General features: G+C 63.3%; 15 protein-coding genes. 2 read left to right on the top strand and 13 right to left on the bottom strand.

Features of this window, described 5'->3' with window-relative positions:
- Positions 1–14: 14 nt before the first annotated feature.
- A complete protein-coding gene (locus I2H31_RS10420; RefSeq protein WP_196292976.1) occupies positions 15–722 on the top strand; it encodes an SAM-dependent methyltransferase in 708 nt (235 codons plus the stop codon).
- A gap of 70 nt (positions 723–792) precedes the next feature.
- Here I2H31_RS10420 and I2H31_RS10415 read toward each other — a convergent pair whose 3' ends face one another.
- The 11 genes from I2H31_RS10415 to I2H31_RS10365 all read right to left on the bottom strand — a co-directional run bounded on the left by I2H31_RS10415 (position 793) and on the right by I2H31_RS10365 (position 15,309).
- Complete coding sequence (locus I2H31_RS10415) at positions 793–2,160, bottom strand: ammonium transporter (protein WP_196292975.1); 1,368 nt, start codon at positions 2,158–2,160, stop codon at positions 793–795.
- Between the two features lie 99 nt (positions 2,161–2,259).
- On the bottom strand, positions 2,260–3,588 hold the full coding sequence (locus tag I2H31_RS10410; RefSeq protein ID WP_196292974.1) for a sensor histidine kinase: 1,329 nt from the start codon (positions 3,586–3,588) through the stop codon (positions 2,260–2,262).
- Between the two features lie 130 nt (positions 3,589–3,718).
- Positions 3,719–5,101, bottom strand: a complete 1,383-nt coding sequence (locus tag I2H31_RS10405; protein ID WP_196292973.1) for a sigma-54-dependent transcriptional regulator — start codon at positions 5,099–5,101, stop codon at positions 3,719–3,721.
- Positions 5,102–5,382: 281 nt separating this feature from the next.
- On the bottom strand, positions 5,383–6,090 hold the full coding sequence (locus I2H31_RS10400) for a GIN domain-containing protein (RefSeq protein ID WP_196292972.1): 708 nt from the start codon (positions 6,088–6,090) through the stop codon (positions 5,383–5,385).
- A 158-nt stretch (positions 6,091–6,248) separates the two neighbouring features.
- Positions 6,249–7,448: an FtsX-like permease family protein gene (locus tag I2H31_RS10395; RefSeq protein ID WP_196292971.1), complete on the bottom strand. Its 1,200-nt coding sequence runs from the start codon at positions 7,446–7,448 to the stop codon at positions 6,249–6,251.
- Positions 7,449–7,565: 117 nt separating this feature from the next.
- A complete protein-coding gene (locus tag I2H31_RS10390; protein WP_196292970.1) occupies positions 7,566–8,828 on the bottom strand; it encodes an ABC transporter permease in 1,263 nt (420 codons plus the stop codon).
- Positions 8,829–8,967: 139 nt separating this feature from the next.
- A complete protein-coding gene (locus tag I2H31_RS10385; protein WP_196293183.1) occupies positions 8,968–9,636 on the bottom strand; it encodes an ABC transporter ATP-binding protein in 669 nt (222 codons plus the stop codon).
- A gap of 210 nt (positions 9,637–9,846) precedes the next feature.
- Entirely contained in the window at positions 9,847–11,316 is a 1,470-nt protein-coding gene (locus I2H31_RS10380) for a TolC family protein (RefSeq protein ID WP_230687668.1), read from the bottom strand.
- 4 nt (positions 11,317–11,320) lie between these two features.
- Positions 11,321–12,568, bottom strand: coding sequence for an efflux RND transporter periplasmic adaptor subunit (locus tag I2H31_RS10375; protein ID WP_196292969.1), 1,248 nt, complete (start codon positions 12,566–12,568; stop codon positions 11,321–11,323).
- Positions 12,569–12,851: 283 nt separating this feature from the next.
- Positions 12,852–15,020, bottom strand: a complete 2,169-nt coding sequence (feoB, locus tag I2H31_RS10370; protein ID WP_317192215.1) for a ferrous iron transport protein B — start codon at positions 15,018–15,020, stop codon at positions 12,852–12,854.
- Between the two features lie 10 nt (positions 15,021–15,030).
- Complete coding sequence (locus I2H31_RS10365; RefSeq protein WP_196292968.1) at positions 15,031–15,309, bottom strand: FeoA family protein; 279 nt, start codon at positions 15,307–15,309, stop codon at positions 15,031–15,033.
- Between the two features lie 224 nt (positions 15,310–15,533).
- Here I2H31_RS10365 and I2H31_RS10360 point away from each other — a divergent pair, with 224 nt between their 5' ends.
- Entirely contained in the window at positions 15,534–16,433 is a 900-nt protein-coding gene (locus tag I2H31_RS10360) for a carboxypeptidase-like regulatory domain-containing protein (RefSeq protein WP_262895778.1), read from the top strand.
- A gap of 168 nt (positions 16,434–16,601) precedes the next feature.
- Here the strand turns inward: I2H31_RS10360 and I2H31_RS10355 are convergent, their stop codons facing one another.
- Together I2H31_RS10355 and I2H31_RS10350 are read right to left on the bottom strand one after the other, a co-directional pair.
- Complete coding sequence (locus I2H31_RS10355) at positions 16,602–17,996, bottom strand: alpha/beta hydrolase family protein (protein WP_196292966.1); 1,395 nt, start codon at positions 17,994–17,996, stop codon at positions 16,602–16,604.
- A gap of 278 nt (positions 17,997–18,274) precedes the next feature.
- Complete coding sequence (locus I2H31_RS10350) at positions 18,275–18,892, bottom strand: OmpA family protein (protein ID WP_196292965.1); 618 nt, start codon at positions 18,890–18,892, stop codon at positions 18,275–18,277.
- Positions 18,893–18,909 lie beyond the last annotated feature (17 nt).

Genomic DNA, 18,909 nt, shown 5'->3' with positions numbered 1-18,909 from the left:
CGCTTCCCATTTCGTTGTCCACTGTCTTTCTCCTCCCCACGCCCCTAGCCGACGACACCGCGCCGCAAGTGCTGCCGCCCCAGGTGCTGGCCGCCGTGGCGCGCCTCCCCTATTTCCTGGTGGAAAATGCCCGCACGGCCCGTCGCTTCGTGAAAAGCGTGGCCCCGCAGCGCGTGATTGAGGACATCCGCTTCACCGTCATCGACAAAGACAGCACCGATGCCGAAGTGCGTGCCGCCTTGGTGCCTTTGGTGAAAGAGGGAGTGGACGGCGGCATTCTCAGCGAAGCGGGCTGCCCCGGCATTGCCGACCCCGGCGCGGCGCTGGTACGCGAGGCGCACCGGCTGGGGCTGAAAGTGGTGCCGTTGGTGGGCCCATCGTCGCTGCTGCTGGCCCTCATGGCGTCGGGGCTGAACGGGCAGCAGTTCGCCTTCCACGGGTATTTGCCCATTGAGAAAGCCCCCCGCGTAGCCGCCATCAAAGCCTTGGAAAAAGAGGCGCAGCAGCGGCAGCAGTCGCAGCTGTTTATCGAGACGCCCTACCGCAACGGGGCGCTGTTTGCGGATTTGCTGGCGCACCTGCAGCCCGGTACCCGCCTGTGCGTGGCGGCCGATGTGACGGGCGCCGGCGAGTTTATCAAGACGCTGACCGTGGGTGATTGGAAGCGGCTGCCGGCCCCGGAGCTGCACAAGGTTCCCACGGTGTTTGTGCTGGGGATGTAGCGTGGACTCTGCGAGTCCGCGTTCCGTTAGGATGTTCGCCCAGGCGCGGACTCACAGAGTCCACGCTACGTTACGACGCCCGCACCACGTAACGCAGTTCGCTCTCGGGCACGGCTTCGGGCACCACGGGCAGCACCGTTTCGCCGTGCTGGCTCATGTCGAGGCCGTGGGCTTCGTGCACGGCGTTCACCCTAATGGGAATGAGCAGGTTGGTAAACTTATAGAGCAGGTAGGAGCCGCCGAAGGTGAACACCGAGATGAAGGCCAGTGCCCCCAGGTGGTGCAGCAGCAGCGTCCAGGAGCCGGTGGTGGCCAGGCCGCCCTCTTTGGCAAACACGGCCGTGAGAATCATGCCTACGATGCCGCCCACGCCGTGGCAGGGAAATACGTCCAGGGTGTCGTCCAGAGTGGTGCGGTTCTTCAAATCGACCGCCCCGGCGCTGATGGCCGCCGAAACCACCCCGATGAACAGCGCCGGCCCGTAGCTGATGTAGCCCGCCGCCGGCGTAATAGCTACCAGGCCCACCACCGCGCCAATGGCCGCGCCCGCCGCCGAGGGCCGCTGCCCGCGCACGGCCTCAATCATCATCCAGGTGAGCATGGCGGCGGCCGAAGCCAGGTGCGTGGTCATGAAGGCCTGCACCGCCGTGGCATTGGCCGCCAGCGCCGACCCAGCATTAAACCCAAACCAGCCAAACCACAGCAAGCCCGTGCCGATGAGGATAAACGGCACGTTGGGCGGCACGTGGGTGTGGCCCTCTAGGTGGGTGCGGCGGCGGCCCAGCGCCAGCGCGCCCGCCAGCGCCGCGAAGCCGGCCGAGATGTGCACCACCGTGCCCCCGGCAAAATCGAGCACGCCCCATTTCATCAGGAAGCCGTCCGGGTGCCAGGTCCAGTGGGCCAGCGGGCAATAGATGAGCAAGCTGAACAGGCACATGAACAGCAGGTAGCCCCAGAAGCGAATCCGCTCGGCGAAGGCGCCGCTGATGAGGGCCGGCGTGATGATGGCAAACTTGAGCTGAAACGCGGCAAACAGCACCAGCGGCAGGTTGCTGGCCAGGCGCGGGTGCGGCGCCGTGCCCACGTTGTTGAACATGAAGAACGTGAGCGGATTGCCAATAACGCCCCCGATGCTGTCGCCAAACGCCAGCGAAAAACCCACCACGTACCAGAGTATCGAAATCACGCCGAGCGCAATGAAGCTCTGCAACATGGTGGAAATGACGTTGCGCTTGCTCACCATGCCGCCGTAGAAAAATGCGAGGCCGGGCGTCATCAGCAGCACCAGCCCGGAGGCCGACAGCATCCAGGCCAAGTCGGCGGGATTGAAGGCATCGGGCCTGGCTTCGGGATGGTTTTGGGGCAGAAATGCAGCCAAGCCAGCTAGTAGCAGGATGAGGCCGAGGCAGGCCGTTGCTAAGTATTGTTTACGCGTCATAACGAGAGCACCTTTAGGGCTACCCCACGAAATTAGCCTACAAATCTTAAACCACCCCTATACGAAATAGGCTTTACTGGTAAAAATACCTATTCAATATCACATACCCCCTTGTTTTGAAAGGTCATTTTTCATTTCAACAATAAACTCCGTACGCCCGGAGGCAGCTGTAACAAGCCGGAACTGGAAGCCATGCGCCAACAGCACGTCACGCACCAGCGTCAGGCCAATGCCCTGGCCGTCGCGCTTGGTGCTAAAGAAAGGCGTGAACAGGCGTTGGCTAACCTCCGGGGTTAGGCCCGGCCCGTCGTTTTCGATGGTGAGGGTGGGCGGCTGAGCCGTGGTGCGCACCCAGATGTTGCCGTCCTGCCCAATGGCCTCCAGCGCATTCTTGGCGATATTGAGCAGGGCCTGCTCCATTTGCTGGCCGTCGAAGGGCAGCACCAGCGGCGTTTCGGGCAGCGCTAGGTGCCATCGGACGCGGCGCTCCTCGCTCTGCGGCTGCAGCAGCCGGCCGATGCCGCGCAGCAGCGCGTGCAGGTCGGTGGGCTGGGGCGTGGGGGCGGGCAGGCGCACCAGCCGGGCGAAGTTGGCAATGAAGTTGGCCAACTGGGTGTTGCGGGCGATGCTGACTTCCAGCGCCTGCGCGAAATCGGGCTGGTCGGCGGGGTCGAGCTGCGGCCGGTAGTGCTGAAAGCTGTGCAGAATGGAGTTGATGGCGCCGATGGAATTGTTGATTTCGTGCGACATCATCCGAATCAGCTGGCCATAGGACTGTTTTTCCTGCTGAATCAGCTCCTGGGTCAGCTCTTCCAGCACGATGAAGCGGCGGGTGAAGCCCCGGTCGAAAAAGTGCGCGGCGTGGGCCCGGTAGGTTTGCAGGCCCGAGAGGCGCAGGCCCTGCGGCTGGTTTTCGGTAAGGCCGGTCAGGGCCGGGCCCCAGGCGCCGGGCAGCGCGGCGGGCGCCTGGCCCAGCAGCGCAGCGGCCGCCTGGCCCAGAAACCGTTCGGCGGCCTGGTTCACGCTTTCGATGCGGCCTTCAAAATCGAGAATGAGCACGCCGGCCGGCGAGGCCTGGATGAGGCGTTCGAGCAGGAAGCTTTTCTCGTGCTGGCTCACCCGCTCGTGCCGCAGCTCGTCAATCATGCGGTTGTACACGTCGATGAGCTGGTCCATCTCGCGCTGGCCCACGGGCACGAACTTCATCGAGAAATCCTTGGCCTGAATGGCCGTTGTGCCCGCCGCAATGAGCTGAAACGGCCGCACGAAGCCGCGGTAGAGTTGCGCAGTGAGGAAAACACTCACCAGCAGCAGCGCTTCGGCCGCCACAAACAGCACGGGGTTGGTGGTGCGCAGCTGGGCCGCCAGCGCAATGAGCACCGCATGGATGATGGTGACGAAAAGTAGAAATTTGGTGCGGAGGGACATTTATTGGGATGAAAAAAGAACGTCATGCAGAGCGGAGCGAAGCATCTTTACCGCAGTCACTAATCAGTTAGTATTGAGGTAAAGATGCTTCGCTCCGCTATGCATGACGGCCTGATGCAAGCCGTTCTGCTTACTCGTCAAACGGAATGGCGTGCTTTTCCAGCCGCCGGTACAGCGCGCCCCGGCTCAGCCCAAGCGCCTTCGCCACGCGGCTGATGTTGCCGTCGTAGTGCGCCAGGCTTTGGCGTATCATTTGGGCTTCCAGCTCGTCCAGGGTCATGGTGCCGGGCGTGGGCAGCTCGCCGGGCGCGGGGGCGCGGGCGGGCAGGCGCTGGGCGTTGGCCTGAAAGTCCTCCGGCCCCAATTCATCCTTGCCGCTGACGAGGACGGCACGCTCCACCAGGTTTTTCAGCTCGCGGATGTTGCCGGGCAGCGGCTGCTCGCGCAGCCAGTGCATGGCGCGGGCGCCCACTTTCAGGGCCGGGCGGTGGTAGGTGGCGCGCAGCTGGTCCACGAAGTGCTGGGCGAGGAGCGGGATGTCCGGGGCGCGCTCGCGCAGGGCGGGCAGGCGCACGGTAATCAGGTTGATGCGGTAGAACAGGTCTTCGCGAAAGCGGCCCTGCTGCACCATCTCGGCCAGGTTGCGGTTGGTGGCGGCGATGACGCGGATGTCGAGGCGGCGCGGCTTGGAGTCGCCCAACACTTCGTAGGTGCGGTCTTGCAGCACGCGCAGCAGCTTCACCTGGCTGGCCAGCTCCAGCTCCCCTATTTCATCGAGGAAAATGGTGCCGCCGTTGGCCAGTTCGAAGCGGCCCACCCGGTCGGCCTTGGCGTCGGTAAAGGCGCCACGGCGATGGCCGAACATTTCGCTTTCGAACAACGAGGACGAGATGCCGCCCAGGTTCACCTTCACAAACGGCTGGTTTTTGCGCTGGCTGTTGCGGTGAATGGCCTCGGCAATAAGCTCCTTGCCGGTGCCGCTTTCGCCTTCTATCAGCACCGAAGCATCGGTGGGCGCCACCTGGCCCACGTGGCGCAGCACGTGCAGCAGCTGCGCATCCTGCCCGATGATGTCGGCGAAGCGGTACTGCCGGTCGAGCTGGCGGCGGCTGGCGGCGGGGGTGTCGGGCTCGGCGGGCGGCGTGTCGTGCAGGCTGAGCACCGTGCGAATGGTCTGGAGCAGGGCGTCGTTGTGCCAGGGCTTGGTCACGAACTCGGCCGCGCCGGCCTTCATGCCCTCCACCGCCAGGCTGATGGAGCCCCAGCCGGTGATGAGGATGACGGGCACCTGCGGGGCCAGCTGCTTCACTTCGCGCAGCAAGGCCAGGCCGTCGTCGCCGGTGGTGGCCAGGGAGAAGTTCATGTCCATGAGCACCAGCGCGGGCGGGGCCTCGTGCACCGCGGCCAGGGCCTCGGCGGGCGTGGCCACGGCCTGGGCCGGGTAGCCGGCCTGCTTCAGCAGCAGCCGGAGCGAGGTGCGGACGGCGAGGTCGTCGTCGACGATGAGAAACATGGCTTATACTGAAAAACAGTGCTTCGGAAGGTCTCAAAGAGCCTTCCGCTACTTTACAGGGTGTCCGTCGGGCGTGCGGGCACGCCTCCGCAATGTTCCGGAGTGCCCGCCGGGCGTCCGGGCACGCTTCCGCAATACCGCGGAGTGCCCATCGGGCGTTTGGGGACTACTCCGGAACATTGCGGCGTGCCCACCGGGTGCCTGGGCACGCCTCCGCAATGTTCCGGAGTGCCCACTGGGCGTTCGATGGGCGCTCCGCGGTATTGCGGAGGCGTGCCCGCCTACCGCGGCTTTACGCTGCCGCCGCTGCTGGTGTGCTTGGTGACCTGGGCCGAGCTGGCGTAGCGCACGCTGCCGCCGCTCGAAGCATCGGCGGTGAGCTTTTCCAGCGAGCCCACGGCCACGCTGCCGCCGCTCGACGCGGAGGCGCTGCAGGTAGTGGCCTGCACATCGCTGCCCTTGAATTCGGCGCCGCTGGAAGCTTCCACCGTGAGGCTTTGCACTTTGCCGCCCACGCTGGCCACGGCGCCGCTGCTCACCTCGGCTTTCACGCTTTTGGCCGTGAAATCGGGGGCCGTGACGACGGCCCCGGACGATACTTCGAGCTTAAAATCGCCGGTGGCGTAGGCGTTTTTCACTTCCACGCGGGCGCCGCTGCTGGCTTCGATGCCGGTGAGGGGCGCGGCCGTGATGCTCACGCGCAGGTTGCGCGGGCGGTTGTCCTTGCTCCAGGCCTCGTTCAGCTTGTGCTCGAAGCTTACCTTGAGCACGCCGTCGCTCACTTCGGTTTTGATGCGGGCCAGGAATTCGGGCGTGTCGGCGCTGGCTTCCACGCGCTGAGCCCCGCCCGAAGCGAGGGTGACGATGATGCCGTCGGAAACTTTCAGGGCCCGGAAATTGCCTACGGAGCGCACTTCCGGGGAGGTTTGGGCCAGCGCGGGCACAAGGGCCAGCAGCCAAAGCAGGGCGAGAACGGTGAGGTTTTTCATGCGAAAAAAGGGTAAAGGGTGAGTGATGAAGTTGGCTTCTGACAACCCAGATGCGGGCCGCGCGGGCGGGGTTGCCCTGTAGCGCGAACTTTGTAGTTCGCGTGTCAGAACGGTGCTACCGGCGCGGCACACGCGAACTACAAAGTTCGCGCTACAGCTTACTCTTCGCGCAGCGCCACTGCCGGCTGAATGCCCGCCGCCAGCCGGCTGGGCTGCCACGCGCACAGGGCCGTGATGAGGTACACCGCCAGCGCCGCCGCCCCGATGGCCAGCAGGTAGGGCTCGGCGGGCAAATCGAAGGCGTTGAGCAGCGGGAACTGGGCCGCCAGTACGGCGCCCAGCACCACGCCAAAGGTCGTCACCACCATCATTTCGCCCAGAAACTGCCAGCCGATGCCCGCGCCCGTGGCGCCCATGGCCCGGCGCAGCCCAATCTCGGCCCGGCGCTGGCTGATGTTGTACCACAGCACCCCAAACAGCCCCAGCGCCACGTTGATAATCAAAAACAAGCCCATGATGCACAGGCCCACCACCGGCACCAGCGTGAACATGCGGCGGTGCAGGCGGTCGTCGTTCACCACACGCACTTCGGTGGTCCACTGGCGGGTGACGCCGGCCACGGTGCGGGCTATTTTTTCCTGCAGCACGCCGCCTTCGCCGGGGGCCACGCGCACCAGCATGCTGGCCGTTTCCCAGTGGGTGGTGTCGTAGGGAATCAGGCGTTTCCACATCGCGGGGATGGGCGCCGAGAAGTCGCTTTCCATGTTCACGTTGTCGACCACGCCCATCACCTGAAACTCGTCTTCGGGCTTAATGTTGGGGCCGGGCTCGCTGAAGGTGAATATTTTGCCCAGCGCCGGCTCGTCGCCAAACAGGATTTCGCGCAGGTCCTGGGTGATGACGACGGGGCGGTGGTTGCTGCCGTCGTCCGTCTGGGTAAACCAGCGGCCTTCGCGCAGGTGCAGCTGCGTGGCCTCAAGGTAGTGGTCGTCGGCGTCGTAGTAGTTGGTGGGCGGCGACTTCTTGCCCTTGTAGGCAAAGGCCGAGTTGTTGGTGTTGAAAATGAACGGCAGGTTGCCGCTGGTGAGGGCCACAGTGCGCACGCCGGGCAGGGCTTTCACCTGGCGCACCACGTCGTCGAGCTCGGCGCGGGGCATTTTCAGGCCCTGGCCGGCGCGCACTTCCAGCCGCCACACGTCTTCGTAGTTGAAGCCGTGCGGCGTGAAGTAGTTTTTGCCCACGGTGATGAGCACCGCGCCCACCCCAAACAGCACCACAAACGAGAAGAAGACTTCGGAAATCAGCAGCAGGTTGGCCCGCTTGCGGTTCCAGATGAGGGTGAAAAGATGGCGAAGCATGGCTTCTTGAGTTAAGAGTTAAAAGTTAGGAGTTAAGAGTTAGCCGGCAGGCTTGGGAAAGCAGGAATTGGAGAAGCGCTGTAGCCAACTCTTAACTCCTAACTTTTAACTCTTAGCTCATTTCTGCTCGCCGCTGCCGCGCAGGGCGGCCACGGGGTTTAGGCGCGACATTTTCCAGGCCGGGTACACGCCGCTCATTAGCCCAAACACCAGGGTGAGGACCATGCCCCAGCCAAACACCCGCCAGCTCAGGGCGAAGTGCGCGTAGGCCACGGGGTGCGCTTCGTTCACGAGGGCCAGCGCACCAGCGGCCAAGCCCAGGCCCAGCAGCCCGCCCACCAGGGCCAGCACCAGGTTCTCGACCAGGAACTGGCCCACCAAATCGGGCCCGGCCGCGCCAAAGGCCTTGCGCACCCCAATCTCGCCTGAGCGCTCCAGGATGCGCGTCACGTTGAGGTTCACCAGGTTCAGGGCCGGCAGCAGCATAAACAGCAGCGCTAGGCCGCCCACCATGAAGTAGAAGGTGTCGATGTTGTCGTCGTCCACGGTCTGGTCCTGGTGGTTGAGTATGGCCCGCGTGAAACTGGCCAGCACGGGGTCGGCATAGGAGAAAATGGCCTGCACCTCCTTGGGGTTCGGAATTTCCACCCGCTTCACCATTTGCCGGTATTCTTCGCGCACGGCCGGCACCGCTTGCGCCGAGGGCGCCAGCAGCACCACCAGAAACTCCCCACTCAGGCGGTTGTCTTTGTAAAACTGCGGGCTCAGGGTGTAGGGCACCCACACGTCGGCGTAAGCATACACGTGGGCGGCCGACACGTTGCGCACCACGCCGGCCACGCGGTAACGCTTCAGGTCGATTTCGATGGTGCGGCCTACCACGTCGGGCGTGCCAAAATAGTTGCGGGCGGTGGTTTCGTTCAGCACGCACACCCGCTGCGCGCTCTTCACTTCTTCGCCGGTAAAGGCCCGCCCGCTCACAAAGTCAAAGTCCATGATTTGCCAGAAGTTGCCGTCGGTGTACGTCAGGTCCAGCGCCAGCAGCTTACTTTTGGTGAAGGCCGTAGCGTTGGAGGAAGTGGTGGTGATGCCCACCTTTTCGGGCGTTTTCAGCTTGCGCACGTAGTCGTCCACGAAGTGAATGCTGGCCGGCATGTTCATCCAGCCGTGGCCGCCCACCATCTGGTGCCGGATGACGTTCACGAACAGCATCCTATCCACGCGCTTCGCCGGGGTGCCGGGCCCCACCAAGTGGTCGAACATGGCCATTACCACCAGCAAAATCATCAACGTAAAGCTCACGCCAAACAGGCTGATGAAGGTAAAAAACTTGCGGCGCATGAGCACCTTCCAGGCAATTTTGAGGTAAGAAAGGAGCATGGGAATTGGGCTTTACCAGAACGTCATGCTGAGCGAAGTCGAAGCATCTCGCGTGGAGTAGCTAATTAGTTTTTGCACGCGAGATGTCTCGGCTGCGCTCGACATGACGGTCCGATTGGTTTCATAACTTTTAACTGAGTCAGCCCACCTGGCTGCCGTCGAAAAACCGCACCACGCGCTGGGTTTTCAGCGCCTGCTGCTCGTCGTGGGTCACCATCACGATGGTCACGCCGTCCTGCCGGTTCAGGCCCAGCAGCAGGTCCATGATTTCCTCGCCCATCACCGAGTCGAGGTTGCCGGTGGGCTCGTCGGCCAGAATGATTTCCGGCCCGCCGGCCAGGGCCCGCGCAATGGCCACGCGCTGCCGCTGCCCGCCCGAGAGCTGGCTGGGAAAATGCCCCGTGCGGGCGCTCAGGCCCACTTTGTCCAGTGCCGCGAGGGCGCGCTGGCGGCATTCCCTGCCGCCCATGCTTTTGCGGTACAGCAGCGGCACTTCCACGTTGTCCACCACCGAAAGGTCGTTTATCAGGTGGTAGCTCTGGAACACGAAACCGATTTTCAGGTTGCGCAGCCCCGCCAGTTCGCGGTCGGAGTACGACTGCACGGCGCGGCCGTCCACCTCAATCGTGCCGCTGGTGGGCTCGTCGAGCAGGCCCATCAAACTCAGCAGCGTGGACTTGCCGCAGCCGCTGGGCCCCATCACCGACACGAACTCGCCGCGGTTGATGGTGAGGTTGACCTGGTTCAGCGCCACCGTTTCGATGGTTTTGGTTTGGTACACCTTTTCGATGTTGGTGAGGCGGAGCACCGGCGTGGCCCCCAGGCCGGCGGCCGGCTGCGAGCGGGTTTCGGGGGAAGTAGCGAGCAGATTTTCCATAAGAAAAAAGGTGAGAAAAGCGCGAATGTGAAATTTATTGGACGGTCATATCGAGCTTGTCGAGACATCTCGCTCGGAGAAGTAATTATTTACTCTGGCACACGAGATGCCTCGGCTGCGCTCGGCATGACGTTCTGTTTATCAGCGGGCGGCCACGATGGGCACCTGTTTTTCAAAATCATACAGCGTGAGGGCCCGCAGCCGGAAATGGGCCACCCAGCACGAGCGCAAGGCAAAAATGTAGTCGCGCTTGGCGCCGTCCTTGGCGTTGGAAGCCAGGCTCAAATCGGTGAGGCTGATGCGGCCCAGCAGGTAGGTGGCGCGGGCAATGTCGTAGCGCCGCTGGGCAATGGAATCGGCCCGGCCGGCCAGGCGCAGCTGCTGGGCCAGCGCCGCAAACTGGCTGGCCTGCGTCAGCACCGTTTGCTCGAAGGTGCGCTCTTCCTGGGCCACGGTGTGCGTCACCTGGTCGCGGGTCAGCTCGGCGGTTTTGATGATGGAGCGTTGGCGGCCCCAGTCCACCAGCGGCACCGAGAAGGCCAGGGCCACCTGCTGCTGGTTTTGCAGGTTGAGGTAGGTGGCGCCGAGGCTGGCGGCCTGGTTCACGTAGCCAGTGTTGGCCGTGAGCGTGGCCCGGAAGCCGGTGAGCCCGCGGGCCTGGGCCACATCGCGCTCGGCCTGCAGCAGCCGGCGGCGAAAGGCCAGCGTGGCGCTGCGGTTTTGGCGAGCCTGCTCCAATGCCAGCTTGGGCGCCACGGCCGGCTGCGGCGCGGGCGCGGGCACGGCTAGGGCGGGCGCCTCGGCCAGGCCGGTGTAGCCCTGCAGGTCCACGGTGGCATTTTCGGCACCGAGCTGGGCCTGGGTCTGGGCCTGTTGGGCGTTCAACAGGTTCAGCTCCAGCTGCAACAAGTCGCTTTGCGAGAGCCGGCCCAGGCGGTACCGCTCCTGCCCGATGCGCAGCAGCTCGGCCGTGGCCTGGGCGTTTTGGCGGGCCACTTCGGCGTTCACCTGCTGCAGCAGCACGTCGAAATACAGCTCTGTGACGCGCTGGGCAATGGTTTCGCGCTCTTCCACGTACTGGCGCTGGCTTTCCTGGTAGCGCAGCGGCTCGATGCGGCGGGCCCAGCGCAGGGCGTTGAACTGGCCCAGCGGCTGCGTGAGGCCCACGGTGAAGGGCTGGTTGTTGTAGCGCCGCAACGAGCCATTGAAATCATCAAACCGCTGCAACTGAGAACCGATGAACACCTGCCCGCCGGTCAGGCCAATGTTCTGGCTCAGCGTCAGGGCCAAATCAGAATTGTTGATGCGCACCGACTGGAAGCTGGTGGTGCCATCGGGCTGCACCACCGGCGCAATGGCCCGGCTGAAATTGGGCAGCGTGCCCTGCAGGCCCAGCTGCGGCCGGTAGTTGGCCTGGTAGCCGCGCCAGGCCCAGTAGCTGGTTTCGCGGGTGGTGAAGGCCTGCTGGCCCACCGCCGAGTGGTCGAGCGCCAGACTGATAATTTGGTCCAGCGTGAGGCCGCTGCCGGCCACCGGCGGCGCCTGTTGCGCAATTGCCGGCGGCATCAGCAGCGCCACAAAACCCAGAACGAAGAGGAAAGCTCGTTTCATCGCCTTAGTCCTTAAGCTTCAGTTCCGGCGTGTCCAGGTGGTCCTTCATGTCCGACACCACGATTTCCTCGCCGGCCTGCAAGCCACTCAGCACCTGCACAAAGTCGAAGTTGCTGTCGCCGAAGCGCACCGTGCGGCGCACCGCCCGCCCGTCCTTCAACACAAACACCGGCTGCTCCTTGCCGCCCTGGTAAAAGGGGCCGTTTTTCACCCGCAGCACGCCGTGGTGGGCGCGCGTTATCACAAACACGTCGGCCCGCAGGTTGGCGCGCAAGGCCGGGTGGTGTGGGTTGTCGAGCTGCGCGTAAAACGTTACCACGCCCTTTTCCACGCTCGGGCTGATGGTGGTCAGGGTGCCGCGCAGGTCGGTGTTGTTGGCGCGCACCACCACCGGGTCGCCCTGATGCAGGGCGTCGGCGTAGCTGTCCGAAATGGTGGCCCGGATGCGGAAGCTGCTCAGGTCGGCCACGCGGGCCAGCGGGTCGCCGGCCTGCACCGTGGTGCCGATGCTCTCGTTCACCCACGTCAGCACGCCGGGCTGCTGGCTGCTGATGTCGGCCTGCCGCAGCTTGGTGGCCAACTCGGCAATGCTGCGCTGCTGCATCGAAACCGTGTAGCCCAGCTCGCGCACGTCGGCCGCGTTCGAGCGCTGCTGGGTTTGAATCTGGCGGGCCAGGCGCTGAGCTTCCAGCTGCGCCACAGTCAGGTTCAGTTCGGCCTGGCGCACGTTTTCGGCGGTGCCGCCGCCTATTTTCAGCAGTTGCTGCTCGTCGCGCAGGGCCGATTGCAGGCTGCGCACTTTCACGGCCTGCACCTCGGCCTGGGTGCGCAGGTCGTTGAGGCTGCGCTCCAGCGTGAGTTGCAGCTGGGAGTTCTTATTCTGGTTGCGCAGCTGCTCGTCATCGAGCTTGGCCAGCGAAGAGTTCGCCAGGTCCTTGTCCAGCTCCAGTATGGTTTCGCCGGGCTGCACCTGGGCGCCCACGGCCACCGCCACCCGCCGGATGGTGCTCTGAATGGGGCTGGTGAGCACCGCCTCGCGGCCCGGAATCACGGTGCCGGCGGCACTCAACGAAGCTTCCACGTCGCCGGTTGCCACCGTGGCCGTCAGCAAATCGGTGCGGCGGATGCCGGGTTTCAGCACCGACCGAAAAGCCAGCACGGCCAGCAGGGCCACCACAGCCACCCCGGCCCCCAGCAGCCAGCGGCGGCGCTGCCGTTGGGTTTGGATTGATGGGGCAATGGCTCTGTCCATTTTCGTGCAGGAGTAAAGGGGTTTCCTCCAAGCACTGCCAAGCCGCGTGCCATTTATATAATTACATGAATTTCAATGCATAAATAGAAAACAGGCTGGCGGCTCAAATAAAAAAGGTGTCCATTTCTGAACACCTTGCTTTTAATCGGACACCCGAACGCTGTAGAGGCGCAACATTTTGCGTCTCGTCATTGAACGATGACGGCAGAACGACTTGCGGCGGAACGATACCCGAACGGCGCGGTCCCGGCCGTTCAACGACAAGGCGCAACGCATTGCGCCTCTAGGCCAACGCCTGGTACACCGCAAACGCCGCTACGTAGGCCAGGCCCGTCATGTACAGGAGCTGCGCCAGTGGCCACTTCCAGTTCTGGGTTTCGCGGTAGGTCACGGCCAGCGTGCTCATGCACTGCATGGCAAACACGTAAAACACCAGCAGCGAAAACGCCCGCGCCGGCGTGAAAAACGGCTGCCCATTAACGTCCTTTTCGGCCTGCAGCTTCTGTTGCAGCGTGCCCATGTCGGCGTCCTGCCCCACGCTGTAGATGGTGGAAATGGTGCCCACGAACACCTCCCGGGCCGCAAACGAGGTGAGCAGCGCAATGCCGATTTTCCAGTCGTAGCCCAGCGGCCGGATGGCCGGCTCCAGCGCCCGCCCAAACGAGCCGGCGTAGGAATTCTCCAGCCGGGCCGAGGCCACGCGGCGGCTAATCTCGGCGTCGCCCCAGTGTTGCGCGGGCGCTTCCTGCCGCACCCGGGCTTCGGCCGTTTCCTGCTGCTGGCCCGGGCCGTAGCTGGCCAGCACCCACAGCAGCACCGAGATGGCCACAATCACCTTGCCGGCCTGCAACACAAACGCCTGCACCTTCTGGTAAATGGTCAGCCCCACGTTTTTCCAGCGCGGCCACTGGTACACCGGAAACTCCATGATGAAATAGCTCCGCTCCCGCGCCTTCAGCACCGTTTTCAGCACCCAGGCCGAGGCCAGCGCCGAGAACAAGCCCAACAGGTACAGCGACATCAAGGCCACGCCGCGCAGGTTGAAAATGCCCCACGCGGCCTCGTCGGGCACCACCAGCGCCACCAGCACCGTGTACACCGGAATGCGCGCCGAGCACGACATCAGCGGCGTCACAAAGATGGTTATCATCCGGTCCTTCCAGCTCTCAATGGTGCGCGCGCCCATGATGGCCGGCACCGCGCAGGCCAGGCCCGAAATCAGCGGCACCACGCTCTTTCCACTCAAGCCAAACGGCCGCATCAGCTTGTCCATCAAGAAGGTAACTCGGGCCATGTACCCCGTTTCCTCCAGAATGGCCAGGAAGCCAAACAGCAGCGCAATCTGCGGAATGAATATCAGCACGCCGCCCAGGCCGGCCAGCACGCCCTCCGTTAACAGGCGAATCAGAGGCCCGTGGAAGTTGTCCTGAATGGTCGCGCTCAGGGCCGAAATGCCCTGGTCAATCCAGTCCATCGGGTACTGGGCCCAGGCAAAAATGGCCTGAAACAGCAGGAACAGAATTGCCAGAAAAATCAGGTAGCCGCCCACCCGGTGCGTCAGCACCCGGTCGATGCGGTTGCTGATGGGCTCCCGGGTTTCGGTGCGCGTCACCGTCACCGTTTCCAGCAGGATTTCGTTGATTCGAGCGTAGCGGGCAATGGTTTCGCTCGCCTGCTGCGCCGTGGGGTCGAAGCCGTATTGCTGCGTCAGCTCCTGCAGATACGCTTTATCGTCGGCGCTCAGAAAGCCGATTTGGCGGAACTGTTGGGCGTAGTGCAGCGCCAGGTAGTCGTTGTGCAGGTCGAAGTAGTAGCGAATCTGCCGCACCATGGGCAGCAGTTGGTCGTCGGGCTCCCAGCAGCGCACCGGCGGCGCGTCCAGGCGCTGGGCCATCACAATTTTGAGGGCCGCGACGCCGATGCCATTCCGCGCGTTCATTGGGATAATGGGCACGCCCAGCTCCTGCTCCAGCGCCGGCAGGTCGATGTTCACGCCGTGGCGCTCGGCCACGTCCATCATATTCAGGGCCAGCACGGCGGGCAGGCCCAGGTCGCCGAGCTGCGTAAACAGCAGCAAACTGCGGCGCAGGTTGTTGGCGTCTACCGTCACCACCACAAAATCGGGGTAGCTGGCCGAGCTTTTGTCGTAAAGCAGGTCGGTTATCACCCTCTCGTCCAGGCTCTTGGGGTAGAGCGAATAAGTGCCCGGCAAGTCCACAATCTCGGCCCGCTGCGTGTGCGTGAGCTGCGCGAAGCCCGACTTGCGGTCCACCGTCACGCCCGGGAAGTTGCCCACTTTCTGGTTGAGGCCGGTGAGCTGGTTGAAGAGCGAGGTTTTGCCGCTGTTGGGGTTGCCAATGAGGGCGATGCGCATGGGCCGCGCGCCGGCCGCCGCGCCGGCTTGCGAGGCGACGGCTTCCGCCGCGCTGGGGTTGCTCAAAATCGCCGCCATACGCTGCGCCCTATTCTTTCAGCAAAATGGTGGCCGCCTCATTGGCGCGCACCGACAAGGTGTATTCCTGGTCGCCGAGCACCAGCATCAGCGGGTCGCCCAGCGGAGCGCGGCCACTCAGCCGCACTTTCACTCCGGGCACGCAACCCATTTCGAGCAGCTTAAGTGCCATCTCGGGGTCTTCCAGGCAGCAAATGGTGCCGGTTTCGCCCAGGCGCAGGTCTTTGGCGGTGCGCCGAGTGGCGGCACTGGCAGCGACTTTTTGCGAGGAACGACGGAATAGGGCCACGGGTGGGATGTGGGAAAAGCTTATTTAGAAAGAATACAAACAAAGGTACAACGGCAAAGGCTTTCCAGCGGCCAACATTTTTTTGGCCCCGCCAAGCCCTTCGGAAATAATGCAATTCGTGAGGTCTGGGGTGCCTGCTTTTCCGCAATGGTTGTATGTGCTAATAATTTCTAATAACTTTCCGCTCTCTAATTTGTAATTTTGTTCGTTCTACCTGGCATACTATGTATAAACGCCTACTTTTTATAGCATTATTTTTATCCGGCACTGCAACGGCAGGCTGGGCTCAGCAAGTCCAAATCAAAGGCGTTATTGTCGACAAAGACACCAAAGAGCCTTTGCCTTTTACTTCTATTGGCCTTAAAAACGAGCAAATTGGCGCGCTCAGCAACGAGCACGGCCAGTTCATCGTGCCCGCTCCCACCAAGAACGCCGACGACTCGCTGGTAGTGGTGGCCCTGGGCTACGCCCGCCGGGCGGTGCTGGTGAAGCGCGGCGTGGCGGCGGCCAACCTAACCATCGAAGTGCCCAAGCGGGCAGTGGAGCTGAGCAACGTGACGGTAAAGGGCGGCAAGGTGAAAAACCTGGACCTGGGCGCCCGGTCCAACAACCCCGGCGAAGGCATGATTCAGGGCCTGCCCGGCAGCCAGTACGCCTTCTTTGTCAAGAATGACAAGAAAAAGAAGCTGGGCAACGTGCGAACGGTGTCGTTCTACATCGGCGAGAACGGCTTCCCGCGCGAGCCCTTCCGCGTGCGCCTCTACAAGGCCGACGGCAACTACAACGCCCCCAACACCGACCTGCTCACCGAAAACGTGGTGGTGTCGGCCCCGCAAGGCGGCCAGTGGTACACCGTCGACCTCACGCCCTACAACATCATGGCGCCGGAAGAAGGCTTCTTCGTGGCCATGGAATGGGTGGTGAGCGGCGACAAGTTCTTCGCCACCAACTTCATGGACGACTACACGCCCTACGGCCAGATAATGCGCCCCACCTTCGAGTTCAAGGAAAGCCGCACCTGGAATTATTCCATGGGCAAGGGCTGGAGCCTCATCACCGCCTCCAACGGCCAGGGCCTACGCTACAACGCCATGATTAAGGCCGAGGTCGACATGATTAAATAATTTGCTGATGGGTCGATGTGCTGATGTGCTGCGCTATAAACCAGCCCACAGGCCGTCAAACACCTCGCTTCTCGTTCAACAAAAAGGCCCTGCTGTCGAGCAGGGCCTTTTTGTTGCAACATCTGCCTTGCAGAAAACAGCACATCAGCACATCAAATAATCAGCACATCATTTCTTCACCCCCAGGCCCATAATCCACTCGCGGATGACGTCGAGGGCCACGGGCGAGAACAAGGGCTTCATCTCGCCGTTCATTAGGGTCCACTCGGTTTTGGGAGGCTGAAAGAGGTGATTGACGCCGGGCAGGCGCTTCGATACCGTGCTGCGGTTCACGCTCTTCAGCTCTTTTTCCAAGGCGGTGAGGTGCAGGTCGGCGGGGGCTTCGCGGTCATCGGTACCGTTCAGGAGCAGCACGGGGCAGGCCACCTGGTCGAGTTCGGCAATGGGGTCGTAAGCCAGAAAAAAGCGGCGCCAGGGCGTGAGGAGCTTCACGGCCTGCACCTGGGCTTCTTTGGGGTCGAGGTCGGGGTGGTCCTGGCGCAGCATGTTGGCCACGATGGACTTGGCTTGCGGCTCGTTGGTTTGCCGAATGATGTCGTACATGGTGCGCTGGCGCTCGTAGGCGGCCTGCACCTTGACGGGGTCCATTTTTTGCGCGCGGTTTTCGTCCACTTGCTGTTGCAGCAGGGTTTGCTCGCCCGTGAGGCCGTAGCCGGCCAGCGACACCACAAACGCCGGCGGCAGGGGCTGGCCCGCGGCCATCAGGGCCACGTTGGCGCCTTCGCCGTGCCCTATCGCGCCAATGCGGCTGATGTTCACTTCGAGGCGGGAGCGCAGGAAGTTGACGGCCGCCTGCACGTCGCCCACCAGCATGGCCGTGGTGGCCGTGGCGGTGCTGCCGCCCGATTTGCCCACGCCGCGGTCGTCGTAGCGCAGCACGGCAATGCCGCGGCGGGTGAGGTAGTCGGCCAGCGAGCCCATCATGTGGTAGTCGCCCACGGTGCCGTCGCGGTCCTGCGCGCCCACGTCGCTCACGAGCACCACGGCCGGAAAAGGCCCCGGACCAGCGGGCACGGTGAGCAGGCCGCCCAGGTTGAGGCGCGAAATCGGGTTGTTGAAGGTCACCTCCTCTTCGCGGTAGGGCGGGGCCAGCCGGGTGCCCGCGCCGGTGAGCGTGGGCATGGGCGAGTGCGTCAGCCGCACCGTCGACTTCTCCTTGCCCTGCGTCCAGGTACCGTTGAGCTCATTTTTCACGCGGTCGAAGCGGGCCGCGTAGCGGCTGCCGGCCCCGGGCATGACGAGCAGCACCGAGTCGCCGCGCACGGTGACTTCGGTCACCACGCGGCTCATTTTCTGGGCCGGCACGTCGAGCGCGGCGAAGTATTTGCCCCCCGTCAGCGGCACCACGCTGATGGTCAGGTCCAGCTGCCCGCCCAGCACGGTCAGCTTGCCTTTCCACAGGCCGGCCAGCGGAATGGCTTCATCGGTTGGGGCCGTGGGGCGGGCCTGCGCGGCGCACAGCCCCACCAACCACAACAAAGCCCATAGTAAGTACCTGTTCATCTCAATACAATACGAATCCATTTATGGCACCCTAAAGGTACGCAGCAAGGCATTGCCTTCAGAAAACAGCCAGCGTATTAACAGATAAGGGCTTTTTTACCAATCATTTAAAAAATAACAAAACTCCTATATGACATGCACCTTCAAGCCAGCGGCCCGCCGAAAATGCTCAATTCAGGGCCGACGGCGCAGCCAAGCACTGCCGGGCCCTCAAATGCACAACTAAAAAAGCCCGAATGCTTGCGCATTCGGGCTTTCTCGGGAGGAGCGCCAGCAGACTACTTGGTGCGCACCGCTATTTCGACGCGGCGGTTTTCCTGGCGGCCTTCGGCGGTGGCGTTGGAGGCGGCGGGCATGGCTTCGCCCATGGGCTCCACGCTCACGCGGCCGGCCTCGATGCCGCCGTTGGCCACGAGGTAGCTTTTCACGGCTTCGGCGCGCTTCTCGCTCAGGTCTTTGTTGTAGTTTTTGTCGCCGCGCGAGTCGGCGAAGCCCATCACCCGCACCTGGCCGGTGGCGTAGCGCTGGCCAATGGAGCCAGTAATCTGCTTCAGGGTTTCGGCCGCGGTGGGCTTGATGTCGGACTTGTCGGTGTCGAAGAGCACCGTTTCGTCGACGCTGTACACGTTATAGGTGCTGTCGCCGCGTACGGTCACGCCGGGCGAGGTGATTTCCTTGAACTTGACGTCGGCCAGCTTGGCTTTGGTCAGGTCCCAGGCGTTGTCGGCCGAGTTGGCGGCGCTGGCGGCCATGTCGCCGGCGGTTTGGCCGGTGCGGGCCATCACGGCCGTGTCCTGGCCGGCTTCGGCGAGCTGGTCTTTGGTTTCCGAATGCTTGGTTTCGCAGCTGGCCAGCAGGGCGCTGGCGGCCAGCAGGGAGAGGAAGGTTTTTTTCACGTTAGAAAGAAAAAGGT

This window comes from Hymenobacter ruricola, from assembly GCF_015694525.1.
In the GTDB taxonomy this organism is placed as follows: Bacteria; Bacteroidota; Bacteroidia; order Cytophagales; family Hymenobacteraceae; genus Hymenobacter; species Hymenobacter ruricola.
Note: the sequence above shows the minus strand (reverse complement) of the source record. Positions and strands in the feature narration are given on the sequence as shown.